Source organism: Gymnodinialimonas sp. (genome assembly GCF_059726805.1).
This window is the reverse complement of record NZ_AP041059.1, coordinates 3,364,948-3,376,677: the sequence shown is the minus strand read 5'-3', so window position 1 is coordinate 3,376,677 and position 11,730 is coordinate 3,364,948. Positions and strand designations below refer to the sequence as shown.

At 62.1% G+C, this 11,730-nt stretch carries 9 protein-coding genes; 4 read left to right on the top strand and 5 right to left on the bottom strand.

Annotation, left to right across the window (positions count from 1 at the left end):
- The first annotated feature begins 2 nt into the window (after positions 1-2).
- On the top strand, positions 3-1,298 hold the full coding sequence (gene glyA, locus AC6I9R_RS16470; protein WP_461427393.1) for a serine hydroxymethyltransferase: 1,296 nt from the start codon (positions 3-5) through the stop codon (positions 1,296-1,298).
- 88 nt (positions 1,299-1,386) lie between these two features.
- Here glyA and nagA read toward each other — a convergent pair whose 3' ends face one another.
- The 5 genes from nagA to AC6I9R_RS16445 form a co-directional block, all read right to left on the bottom strand.
- Positions 1,387-2,547, bottom strand: a complete 1,161-nt coding sequence (gene nagA, locus AC6I9R_RS16465) for an N-acetylglucosamine-6-phosphate deacetylase (protein ID WP_461427394.1) — start codon at positions 2,545-2,547, stop codon at positions 1,387-1,389.
- Complete coding sequence (locus tag AC6I9R_RS16460; RefSeq protein ID WP_461427395.1) at positions 2,544-3,575, bottom strand: SIS domain-containing protein; 1,032 nt, start codon at positions 3,573-3,575, stop codon at positions 2,544-2,546. Before AC6I9R_RS16460 ends, nagA begins: the two co-directional genes overlap by 4 nt.
- 16 nt (positions 3,576-3,591) lie before the next feature.
- Positions 3,592-4,341 carry a GntR family transcriptional regulator gene (locus AC6I9R_RS16455; protein WP_461427396.1) on the bottom strand — a complete coding sequence of 250 codons (750 nt, stop codon included), beginning with the start codon at positions 4,339-4,341 and terminating at the stop codon, positions 3,592-3,594.
- Positions 4,338-5,210 (bottom strand): glucosamine kinase nucleotide-binding domain-containing protein, encoded by an 873-nt coding sequence (locus AC6I9R_RS16450; RefSeq protein WP_461427397.1) that lies wholly within the window; start codon positions 5,208-5,210, stop codon positions 4,338-4,340. Before AC6I9R_RS16450 ends, AC6I9R_RS16455 begins: the two co-directional genes overlap by 4 nt.
- A 158-nt stretch (positions 5,211-5,368) precedes the next feature.
- The gene (locus tag AC6I9R_RS16445) at positions 5,369-6,622 is read right to left on the bottom strand and encodes an adenylate/guanylate cyclase domain-containing protein (protein WP_461427398.1); all 1,254 of its coding nucleotides are present in this window, start codon (positions 6,620-6,622) and stop codon (positions 5,369-5,371) included.
- Positions 6,623-7,064: 442 nt separating this feature from the next.
- Between AC6I9R_RS16445 and AC6I9R_RS16440 the strand changes: the two genes are divergently transcribed.
- The 3 genes from AC6I9R_RS16440 to AC6I9R_RS16430 all read left to right on the top strand — a co-directional run bounded on the left by AC6I9R_RS16440 (position 7,065) and on the right by AC6I9R_RS16430 (position 11,703).
- A complete protein-coding gene (locus AC6I9R_RS16440; RefSeq protein ID WP_461427399.1) occupies positions 7,065-9,173 on the top strand; it encodes a GumC family protein in 2,109 nt (702 codons plus the stop codon).
- 176 nt (positions 9,174-9,349) lie between these two features.
- On the top strand, positions 9,350-10,024 hold the full coding sequence (locus tag AC6I9R_RS16435) for a spermidine synthase (RefSeq protein ID WP_461427400.1): 675 nt from the start codon (positions 9,350-9,352) through the stop codon (positions 10,022-10,024).
- A gap of 320 nt (positions 10,025-10,344) precedes the next feature.
- Positions 10,345-11,703: a substrate-binding protein gene (locus AC6I9R_RS16430; protein WP_461427401.1), complete on the top strand. Its 1,359-nt coding sequence runs from the start codon at positions 10,345-10,347 to the stop codon at positions 11,701-11,703.
- Positions 11,704-11,730 lie beyond the last annotated feature (27 nt).

Here is an 11,730-nt window from a genome sequence, read left to right as displayed (position 1 = left end):
CCATGAATGCCCCCCACCGCGACGACGGTTTCTTCACCCAATCCCTGGCTGAGCGCGACCCGGCGCTCTTCGCGTCCATCACGGCCGAACTGGGCCGCCAGTGCGATGAGATCGAGCTGATTGCGTCTGAAAACATCGTCTCCAAGGCGGTGATGGAGGCGCAAGGCAGCGTGATGACCAACAAATACGCGGAAGGGTATCCCGGGCGTCGCTATTACGGTGGATGCCAATACGTTGATATCGCGGAAGAACTGGCGATGGACCGTGCCAAGCAGTTGTTTGGCTGCGATTTCGCGAATGTCCAGCCGAACTCTGGCTCGCAGGCAAACCAGGGCGTGTTTCAGGCCCTGCTCCGGCCCGGCAACACGATCCTTGGCATGAGCCTCGACGCAGGCGGGCACCTGACCCATGGCGCGAGGCCCAACCAGTCGGGCAAGTGGTTCAATGCGGTGCAATACGGTGTCCGCCAGGATACGCTGAACGTGGATTACGACCAGCTCGAAGCGTTGGCCCTAGAGCACAGACCGCAGATGATCATCGCAGGCGGCTCGGCCATCCCGCGCCAGCTCGATTTTGCCCGCTTCCGCGCGATTGCTGACAAGGTGGGTGCGTATCTGCTGGCTGATGTCGCCCATTTCGCGGGCCTGATCGCGGCAGGCGTCTACCCCTCGCCGTTCCCTCACGTCCATGTTGCCACGACCACCACCCATAAAACCCTGCGCGGTCCGCGTGGTGGCATGATCCTGACCAACGACGACGCCCTGGCCAAAAAGTTCAACTCCGCCATTTTTCCGGGCATCCAGGGCGGTCCGCTGATGCATGTGATCGCCGCCAAGGCGGTGGCGTTCGGCGAGGCGTTGCAGCCGGGCTTCAAGGACTACCAAACACGGGTGATAGCGAACGCCCAGGCGATGGCGGCACAGTTGATGTCAGGCGGGCTCGACATCGTGACGGGCGGGACCGACACCCACGTTATGCTGGTTGATCTGCGTCCCAAGGGCGTAAAAGGCAACGCGGCAGAGAAGGCGCTCGGGCGCGCGCATATCACCTGCAACAAAAACGGTATTCCGTTCGACACGGAAAGGCCGATGATCACATCTGGGCTGCGCCTTGGCTCACCGGCTGGCACGACCCGGGGTTTCGGAGAGCCGGAGTTCCGCCAGATCGCAGACTGGATCGTCGAGGTCATGAACGGTCTTGCCACCCATGGCGAGGACCAAAATGCAGAGGTCGAGGCCATGGTCCGCGCCGAGGTGCTGGCGCTATGCGGTCAGTTCCCGATCTACGCTGATTTGTGAGAACGTGATCGTTCTGGTCGCAACCAGAACCTATCAAGCACGCAGTGAAACGACGGCCCCAGAACGGAGAGGGCGCATGTCGGGTGCCCTAGGCCACAGGTTGCCCGGCCTGCCAAATGGCCATCGTACCGTCCTTGCCCGCCGGAAAATGCAGAAAATCCGCCCGCGCGCCGGGGGTGAGGTGGCCAAACGCGCCTGCATGGCCGCATAGAGATCCGGGGATCGATGTCGCCATTGCGAGCGCCTCATCCTCGGTCGCCGCACCCCATTTCACCAGGTTCCGCACCGCCGTCCTCAGGTCCAGGTCGGCCCCGGCAAGGGTGCCGTCTTCCAGCGTCAAGCGACCGTCCTTCCTGGCTATTCTGCGACCGTTCAGGTGAAACTCGCCAAGGTCTGTGCCCGCCACGGCCATCGCATCACTCACCAGAAATAGGTGCCCAGGGCCCTGCTTGGCGGCCAGTGCCGCGCGCACGGATGCGGGATGCACATGGACGCCGTCGGCGATGAGACCCGCGTGCAAGGCTCCGTTGGTCAGTGCTGAACCCACGAGACCCGGCGCGCGGCTGCCAAGCTGGCTCATGGCGTTGAACAGATGCGTCACACACCGTGCCCCCGCTTTCGCAGCGACCTCGCAATCGGCAAAGGACGCGTCGCTATGTCCCAATGAAACAAGGACGCCCGCCTCGTGCAAATCCGAGATCTGCCCGGTTGTCACATTCTCCGGGGCCACGGTGACCTTCAGCATGGGCAGCCGGGCGGCCGCCTCCAAAAGAAGCGCCAGATCCGCCGCCTCCATCGGCCGGATCAACGCTGCGGCATGGGCACCCTTGCGTGTCGCCGATAGATGCGGTCCCTCCAGATGCAGGCCGATGATACCCGCGACGCCTTGCGTTACTGCTGCCTCGACGGCGTCAATGGAGCGTCTTGTTCGTTCCGGCGTGTCGGTGATCAGCGTCGGCAGGATCGACGTGGCCCCCAAGCGCGCGTGCGCGCGGGCTATGGTCCGAAGGGCCGCGACGCTTTGGTCGTCGTTAAACATGACACCGCCGCCGCCATTGACTTGCAGGTCAACAAAGCCAGGGCAGATCAGACCACCCTTCAGCTTAATGACTTCGGCGTCGGGCGGGATGTCCGCCTTGGGCATGACCTCCACGATATCAGCACCTTGCAGCATCAGGGCGTGCTGCGACCGCCGCGTCACACCGTCAAATATCTCGGCGCCTACGAAGGCCTTCAAGATTTCACTCATGTGGTTTCCGTCACTTTTTTGAGGTGCCTCGGCGCATCGGGATTCACGCCCCGTTCAGCGGCGACTTTCTCGATCATCGTGTAGAAGGACACGATCAGGGCCAGCGGGTCAGTCAACCTGTGGCCTGTGCGGACGCGGGGCAAGCTTTGTGCCGTTTGCGCGGCGTCGGAGCTGACGAACACCTGCGCGCCTTTGGCGGCCAGCTGGTCCGCGACGGCAGTAACGGCGGTTTCCGCCGCGTCCGCGCTGGCGAAGCATAGCACCGGGAAGCCGCGTTCGACGATGGAGACGGGACCGTGCAGCACCTCAGCCGAGGAATAGCTTTCGGCGTGGATCTGGCAGGTTTCCTTGAATTTCAGCGCGGCCTCGTTGGAGATCGCCCAGGCAGGCCCGCGCCCCAGGGTGAACAGCGATGAGGCGGGCGCGATGGCGGCGCGCAATTCGGGCCAATCCAGCTTTGTGGCGTCTGACAGCTGCTGGGGCAGGGCGCGCAACGCCGCACGCAGGGCGGCGCATCCCTTCCATTCGGCCAGTAAGATAAGGCCCGCCACGGCGGAGGTCACGAATGTCTTGGTGGCCGCAACGCTGCGCTCGGGCCCGGCATGGATGTCGATGGTATGGGTGCTGGCATCGGATAGGGGCGCGGTCGCGTCATTGGTTATGGCGACGGTGAAGCTGCCGCTTTTGGTGGCCGCCGCGCTCATCGCGACGATATCGGGGCTTTGGCCTGACTGCGAAACCGACAGCGTGATCGACTGCGCCAGTTTCAATTCCGCCCCGTAGAGAGAGGCGATCGATGGCCCGATGGACGCGACCGGCAGGCCCAGTTCCAATTCCAATGCGTACTTGAAGAAGGTGCAGGCGTGGTCTGAGGATCCGCGCGCGACCGTGACGGCGAAGCGCGGATCGGCTTTGGCGGCGGCTTGCGCGATTTTCGCAATCGTGGGCGTGCCGCGTGACAGCAGGCGGTCTACTGCTTCGGGAATTTCAAGCACTTCCTGGCGCATTTGGGTTGGCGTATCACTCATCGGCGTGTGGCCTTTCTTACAGGCGCAGGTCGGCCACGAAATCGTAGGCATCGCCGCGATAAATGGATCTGGTGAATTCCACGACCCGGTCAGTGGGCAGGTACGACAGACGCTCGATGCGCAGACCAGCGGCACCGACCGGTACCTCCAGAAGGCTTGCGTCCGCCTCTTCCAGGTTGATGGCAGAGATCTTCTGGGTGGCCCGCACGGGTAGCAGTTGAGAACGTTCCAGAATGGCATAGAGCGAGGTCGTGACTTTCATGGGGTTGGGCAGAATATCATTGGGCAAAGACGCGCGCTCAATCGCCAAGGGCCGACCGTCGGCCAAGCGCAGGCGGGCCAGGCGCGACACGGTCTCTCCATCGGTCAGGCCTAAAGCCGCGACCTCGTCGGGCGAGGGGCGACAGACGCTTTGCTCCAGCATCTGCGCGCTCGTTTCCATCCCGCGCCGCGCCATATCCTGCGAGAATGAGGTGAGACGTGACAGCGATTGCTGCAGCCGCCGCGCCTTTTGCGTGACGAAAGAGCCGGAGCCCTGGCGTTGCACCACGTCGCCGGTTTCCACCAGCGTTCTGATGGCCCTGCGAACCGTCACGCGGGATAAATCGGTGAGGTTGCCAATTTCCCGCTCGGACGGCAGGGCGCTGCCGGGCGCAAGGATGCCTGCGGCAATCGCTTCGCTCAGGATTGCGCGCAATTGCATGTAGCGTGGACCCTTGCCCGAGTGGATGGGCGGGGCGTTCTGCAGGAAATCGGTGATGTTCATGGTGACTGGCTGATCTGGGCGGCCAGTGCCAAGGCACCGTCAAGCGCAGTGCCTTCGGCGTCGGTCAGCGCTGCAGCGATCTCTGGCGATAGACAGGGGGCGTAGTGGGGTGCGAGGCCGCCCAGGGGACAAATCCGCTCGCCCGGCTGCCATCCCAGGTGATGCAGCGCCCGCTCGATTTGTTGCGCCCCGTCCCACATTAACTGAAGGGCGACCGGGTCGCCGTTGCGTGCGGTGTCAGTGATGATGGGGGCAAACCGGGCGAAGTCGCTTGGTTTGGCGGCGGCGGCAAAGGCGACAATGTCGGCGGGGTTGCCGATCTGCTCGGATAGGGCGCGGGTCAATGGCGTTGCCGTGCGCAGGCCATCATGGACGTCCAACACACAGCGCAAAGCCTGCCGCCCAAGGACGGCGCCGGAAGCGTCGTCGCCCAGAATGAACCCCCAACCGCCAATCAACCTGTCCTGCCCGCTCGCGCGCCGACCCAAGAAAGACCCCGTGCCAATGCCGATCACACAGCCATCACCGGAGCCGAGGGCCCCGGCCATCGCGGTGTGGCGGTCATCCCCGACGATCACGTGGCGAAGGGGCAGGGCGCTTGCGATCTCTGCGCCCATGTCAGTGCTCATCACGCCTGCCAAGCCGATGTGCGCGGGCGCCTGAGCGAGGTCCGAAGGAGCCATAGCAGCGGCTTCTGCCAGAGCCACCAGTCCCTGGGTCAATGTCGTCAGGGTTTCCGAGGGATCCGTGGAGGCATTGGCTGCCGCCATCTGAACCTCAAACCGCTCACCGCCGTGCAGCAAGGCGAAACGGCATTGGGTGCCGCCGCCATCGATGCCGATCAGAGAGGGTGTTTGAGGCGCTGTCATAAAGCTCCAATACAATACCAATTCGAGATTATCTAGTCCCAGAGCAGAGAAGAGATACCAATTTGTGCCGTTGAGCTCAGATCTAGGTCCCCTTTATGGCTCAAAGGTATTGTAAAGGTACTACGGCACCCTTTCTGCGTTGCTGACCAAGAAAAAGATCAGGCGCGCCCGATCAGCCACCAGGTTTCAACGATGCCGATGCCCTTAACGTCGATCTCTCCGCGTTTTTCGAAAACGAAGTCATCGCCCAATTGTTCCCGCGCGGCAGGGGTGACCAGGATGCGGCCCGGCGCGCTGTAGGTTTCCATCCGGCTCGCGGTATTCACGGTCTCGCCCCAGACATCGTAGAACAATTTGCGATTGCCGATCACGCCCGCGACGACCGGGCCTACATGCAGGCCCACGCGGATCTCGAACCCTTCGGGCACGGGCGCCGTCGAGGCTTGGGCGATCTCCAGCATATCCAGCGCCATGTCAGCCGCCCGGTGGGCCGGATCGCCGACGGAATTGGGCATGCCCGCCGCGACCATATAGGCGTCGCCGATGGTCTTGATCTTCTCCATCTGCCGCTCATCCGCGACGGCGTCGAACTGGGTGAAAACGTTGTTCAGCAGCTCCACTACTCTTTCAGGGTCAAGCCGGGCCGAGAGCGGTGTGAAATCGGTGATATCTGCAAACACGATGGCCACGTTGGGCAGGCTGTCGGCAATGGTGGTCTGGGGCTCGGCCTTCAGGCGCCCGGCAATCTCTTTGGGCAGAAGGCTGTAGAGAAGATCCTCGGATCGGGCGTATTCCACCTCCAGCGCGCGCTCGGCGCTGTCAGCGTGCCGAAAGCCCACGTAGACGCCGAGGGTGACAAAGCCCGACACCACGATAAACGAGCTGACTTGCAGAAAGCGCAGCAACCAATCTTCGACCCGAATGAACGGGGCCGGTCCGCTGAGCGCTGTTTCCGAGACGACGAGGGCCAAGGCGCAGCTGGCCGCGAGGATCAACAGAAAGCCAAGGCGTTTGGTGCCGAAGCAGACAATGGCGATGACGGGGACGCTCATGAAGTAAAGGTGAAGGCCGGAGTCCGGCCCCAGAAGCCACACCACCAGCGCTTGCACGCCAACGGCCAATGCGGCCCCAAACAGCCACGCCGCAAGCTCATCACGCGCGACGATTAGGGGCCAGATCGCGAACAGGCAGAATAAAGAGACCGCGAGTGCCGCGGGCCAAAGACCTGCCGCGTCTACGGTCATATAGAGCGTAGCGTATGTGAGGCCGGACATCGGCATTAGCGCCGACAGCGTGTTGAGCGTCCGCCGTTGGCGCAACTCTGGGCCGCTGAGGCCCTGGGTCCCGTAGTCGATGTACCAGGTCAGCCACTTTGGCACCTGCCACCCGCCCGTGTTGCCGCCTGTCCGCATACTGGCACCTCCACCTGGGCCCGCCTCGCATCAATGCGTCAGGATATGCACGTTGGGCCAAGCGCCAAGCGTTTTCTTTTCGACAGCTAAATAGGCCCTTCGCGCGACCATTCCTATGGACAGCGCAGGGCTATCTTGCACTCGTCTTCAATCCTTGTTGTGAGAATTGAGGGAAGCCCAAATTCGGATCGGCGCGGTTTTCATGAATCAGTCCTCGGCGCCCTTGTCGCAGGTATTTGCTGCTCTGCTTAGGAAATCCACGGGTGGCGGTTTTAGAGTAAGGTTTTTACCGTTTTGCGTCAGCCGTTTAACGGATCTGCGCCAGACGCGCGCGCCCGTGACAAGGGGCAGAGCGCCCCGCGTTACAAGGGCTGATAATGCTCTGGCATTGTTTCTTCATGCGGCATAAACACGGACAAAGACCAAAAAGCAGAAGAAAAAGATGACCAGAGCAGCCGAAGCGACGTCCAATAGCGACTCCGACGAGATTGACGTACTTGCCCTTCTAGGCGTTTTGTGGCGCGGCAAGCTTTGGATCATGCTTTTCGCAGTGCTGGGTTTGCTGCTCGCAATGTATTACGGCGCGCGTGTTGCCGTGCCGATGTATCCGGCGCGGGTGACGCTGGCGCTTGAAGTACAGCAGCAGCAAGTCATCGGCGATATCGAAAGCATTTTCGCGGGCGCCGATGCTAGCCCCACGTCGATGAACACCGAGTTTGAAGTCGTCCGGTCGCGCAGCCTGGTTGGGCGCCTCGTCGACCAATTAAACCTGACCGAAGATCCCGAGTTCAATCCTGCCCTGGCCGAGCCCGGCGCAATTGCCCGGCTGCGCATGTCCTGGACCGATTGGGAGCCGACGCCTCCGGACCCCGCCCGGTTGCGCGACCAGGTGATTGACCGCGTGATTAACCGCCTGTCGATTAGCGGTATCCGCCAGTCGATGGTCTTCAATGTCGAAATCGAAACGACGGACCCGGACAAATCCATGGCCATCGTCAATGCCTTGGCCGAGATCTACGTCGACAACCAAATCCAGCGCAAACTGGATGACGCGACGCGCGCGATCGAGTTCCTATCGCTGCGGACCACCGAGTTGGAGGATGGTGTCGAGGAACTGGAGCAGGAACTTGCGCGCCGGATGGAAGCATCCAACGTCATCGATGCCGAGCTTCTGCAGGCGCAAAACATCCAACTTCGCGACCTGCGCAACCGGGTCGAGGAGGCGCAAGTGCGCCTTGCTCAGGACCAGGCACTTCAAGTCGAGATCGAGACGTCGGACGACTTTGAGGCCCTCGTGACGCTTCTGGAATCCTCTCGCGATACGCGCTTTGCTGGCATCATTCAGCGGTACCGCGCCGGGCGGCTGGGGCAGGAGGCGACCGAGGTGGCCTTGGAAGGCATCGCAGATGACGTGGAAAACGACATCCGGCGCACGCAGATCCAGTTGAACTCGCTGCAGGCGTCAGCTGACGAATTATCGGCGCAGCTGTCCAGACAATCGGACGAGTTGATCGCAATGCAACAGCTTGAACGGGAAGTCGAAGCGTCGCGCCTGTTGTATGAAACCTTCCTGACCCGCTTGCAGGAGGCCAGCATTCAGCAGGGCCTTGAGACGGCTGACAGCATCATCCTGTCCCAGGCCGTTCCCCGCGGGCGGTCGAGCCCTCGCACGGTTCGGTTGATGGCCGTGGCCCTCGTTTTTGGTGGCTTGATCGGCTCCGTCCTCGTCCTGGCGCGCGAATGGCAGTTTGCAGGCTTCCGGACGACCGACGAAGTCCGCAACCTCACCGGAAGCTCGGTGCTCGGCGCACTGCCCTCGATGGCGGTGGCTGGCCGCAAGCAAGCGCTGCAATACCTCAAGGAAAAACCGAACTCGGTGTTTTCCGAGGCGGTACGCAACCTGCGCACTTCGATCCTGATGGTCAACCCCGACAAGGAACCGCAGGTTGTTCTTGTCACCTCGTCCATCCCTGGGGAGGGCAAGACCACGCTTTCCCTGGCTTTGGCGCGGTACATGGGTTCGCTGGAAGGCCGCCGGGTGCTCCTGCTGGAGGCTGACATTCGCCGCCAAACCTTGCGCGCCTATGTGGAAGAGGATCGCCCCCAGGGTGTGAAACTGCTCGATGTGGTGTTGGGCAAGACGCGACTAGACAATGCCAACCTGATGGACCCTGATCTGGGCCTCGAAGTTCTGATGGGGTCGGGCGGTGAATACAATGCGGCGGACCTCTTTGAATCGCGCCGCTTCAGTGATCTGATCACCCGCCTGCGCGACACTTACGACCACATCATCATCGACAGCCCGCCGGTTCTCGCCGTCCCCGACGCGCGTGTTCTGACACGGTACGCCGACGCAACGATCTTCGCGATCCGCTGGGACTCCACCTCGCGCACCCAGGTTCGACAGGGCCTTGATATGCTGCAATCTGTGGGACATCCCGCCGACGGTACGGTGTTGACCCAAGTGGACCACAAGAAGATGGCGCGCTATGGATACGGTGGCCAATACGGTTACGATGGATCGTCGTCTGGCTACTACGCCAGCGACTGATCGGAGGCGAGCGGGCCTGCAATCGATGGTCTGGGGACCTCGGGAGTCTTGGAGGGGCCCGCCCAAGGTACAGCCATATATCCTCCGGGTTTTGGGAGCGGCCCTAGTACTTTGCCCCTGCGCGGCCCAAGAGACCGCCGCACGGTCGGCACGATCTGCCGTGAAAGGATCTGCCCATGCGCCCTTGGATTCATCTCGCCACGGCCAAGACCCCCCAAGGCGGCAGTTTGCGGCTGTCTCGGCGCGACACCGAGTTTTCCATACGTCTTGAAGACGGCAACGAGCTTATGAACTCGCGTCTCAGCGGGTCGGAAGAGGCTTTGGCAACGCTGGCGCTTGATCTCTTGTCGGATCGAGTAGAGCCACGGGTGTTGATCGGCGGTCTTGGGATGGGATTCACCCTGCGCGCGGCGCAAAACGTGGCACCCCCGGGCGCGCGGATCAAGGTGGCAGAGATCGTGCCAGATCTGGTCGATTGGGCAAGCACCCATATGGCCCCGGTGTTCGGAGACTGCCTCAAGGATCCTCGAGTAGAAGTGGCGACAGAAGACGTCGCGGTGATGATCCGTGCGGCGCGCGGGAGCTATGATGCCATCTTGCTGGATGTGGACAATGGCCCGGACGGGCTGACGCGGGCCGGTAACGATGGGCTCTATTCTGTTGCCGGGCTGAACGCTGCGCGTCAAGCCCTGTCGTCCGGTGGTGTGTTGGCGGTTTGGTCGGCCGATCCGGCGCCTGCCTTCACGAAGCGACTGTCGCATTGCGGATTTGACCCGCAGGTCCATAGCGTGCGCGCCAGCCGTGCCAAACGTGGCAGCCGTCACACGATATGGATCGCGCGCCGGAATTGACCGATCCGCCGATGGGCTGCGTCCCTGCGCCAAAGTGGCGCTGCGCAGACGCGGGCATCGCAAAGGCGTATGGCGTTCCTCCGTCCCTACGCCGCGCGGCCGAGAGGAAATCGAAAAGCGCAGCATTTCCAAGGGGGAGGCGACACTTTTGAAATTTTATTTGCAGTTTTTCACGTGTCTGTAAACTAAATTACAAGAACAAAATTTCGTCTACTAGCCCGCGTTGATAATTATTTTCAACACTGCGAACGTCGCCGTGGGTAGCAATTACCCTCGCCCGGATTGGGAGGTTCGGGCCTTTCCACAGTATGGAGGAAGACATGTCGAAAGGTAATTTTACCCGTCGAAGCATGCTCAAGACGGGTGTCGCCACAGGCGCAGCCCTTGCAGTACCAACGATTTTCACCGGCCGCGTCTGGGCTGATGGCCACACCGGCTTCACCAACGCGCCGGGTCCTGACACCGTCACGTTGGGCTTCAACGTACCCCAGACAGGCGCGTATGCGGACGAAGGCGCAGATGAGCTGCGCGCGTTTCAGTTGGCCGTCCAACACCTCAACGGTGAAGGCGACGGCGGGATGATGAACACGTTCTCGTCCCAGGTTCTGGACGGCACGGGCATCCTGGGCCGCCGGGTCGAATATGTGACCGGCGACACGCAGACATCGTCTGACGCGGCCCGGTCCTCTGCCCGGTCGATGATCGAGCGTGATGGCGCGATCATGATCTCGGGCGGTTCGTCCTCGGGCGTGGCTGTTGCCGTGCAATCGCTCTGCCAGGACGCCGGCATCATCTTCATGGCGGGTCTGACCCACGCCAATGACACCACCGGCAAGGACATGCGCGCCAACGGTTTCCGTCACTTCTTCAACACCGAGATGACGGGCCGTGCGCTGGCACCGATCCTGGAAGGCCTCTATGGCACGGACCGTAAGGTCTATCACCTGACGGCCGACTACAACTGGGGCTGGTCGCAAGAACGCTCCATCCGCGCCTACACGGAAGGCATGGGTTGGGAAACGGTCAACAACGTGCTGACGCCCGTGGGTGCTGGCGACTTCTCGTCCTACCTGACGCCGGTCGGGAACTCCGGCGCCGACGTGCTGATCCTGAACCACTACGGTGGCGACATGGTGAACTCGCTGACGCAAGCGGTTCAGTTCGGCCTTCGCGACATGCAGGCCAACGGCAAGAACTTCGAGATCGTCGTGCCGCTGTTCTCGCGCCTCATGGCGCGCGGTGCGGGCTCTGCGATTGCGAACATTCACGGTTCCACCAACTGGCACTGGTCGCTGCAGGACGAAGGCTCTCAGGCATTCGTGCGCTCGTTCGGCACCGCCTACGGCTTCCCGCCGTCCCAGGCGGCACATACCTGCTACGTGCAGACCCTGCTTTATGCAGATGCCGTGGCCCGTGGCGGCTCGTTCAACCCGTGCTCGGTGGTCGAGGCCCTCGAAGGCTTCGAGTTCGACGGCATGGGCAACGGTCCCACGCTCTACCGCGCCGACGACCACCAGTGCTTCAAAGACGTGCTGGTCGTGCGGGGTAAAGAGAACCCCGAGAACGAGTATGACCTTCTGGAGATCGTGGAAGTCACGCCCCGTGAGGCCGTGACCTATCCGCCCGATCACCCGGACTTTGTCGAAGGTCAGCTCGGCACCTGTAACCCGGGCGCCTGATCTGAATCTCTCTGCCCTGGGCCCAAT

Excerpts from the sequence above, each read along its gene's own strand:
- AC6I9R_RS16440 (WP_461427399.1), top strand. The coding sequence starts at position 7,065 with ATGACCAGAGCAGCCGAAGCGACGTCCAATAGCGACTCCGACGAGATT.
- AC6I9R_RS16455 (WP_461427396.1), bottom strand. The coding sequence starts at position 4,341 with ATGAACATCACCGATTTCCTGCAGAACGCCCCGCCCATCCACTCGGGC.
- AC6I9R_RS16460 (WP_461427395.1), bottom strand. The coding sequence starts at position 3,575 with ATGAGTGATACGCCAACCCAAATGCGCCAGGAAGTGCTTGAAATTCCC.
- AC6I9R_RS16450 (WP_461427397.1), bottom strand. The coding sequence starts at position 5,210 with ATGACAGCGCCTCAAACACCCTCTCTGATCGGCATCGATGGCGGCGGC.
- AC6I9R_RS16435 (WP_461427400.1), top strand. The coding sequence starts at position 9,350 with ATGCGCCCTTGGATTCATCTCGCCACGGCCAAGACCCCCCAAGGCGGC.
- AC6I9R_RS16445 (WP_461427398.1), bottom strand. The coding sequence starts at position 6,622 with ATGCGGACAGGCGGCAACACGGGCGGGTGGCAGGTGCCAAAGTGGCTG.
- nagA (WP_461427394.1), bottom strand. The coding sequence starts at position 2,547 with ATGAGTGAAATCTTGAAGGCCTTCGTAGGCGCCGAGATATTTGACGGT.
- AC6I9R_RS16430 (WP_461427401.1), top strand. The coding sequence starts at position 10,345 with ATGTCGAAAGGTAATTTTACCCGTCGAAGCATGCTCAAGACGGGTGTC.
- glyA (WP_461427393.1), top strand. The coding sequence starts at position 3 with ATGAATGCCCCCCACCGCGACGACGGTTTCTTCACCCAATCCCTGGCT.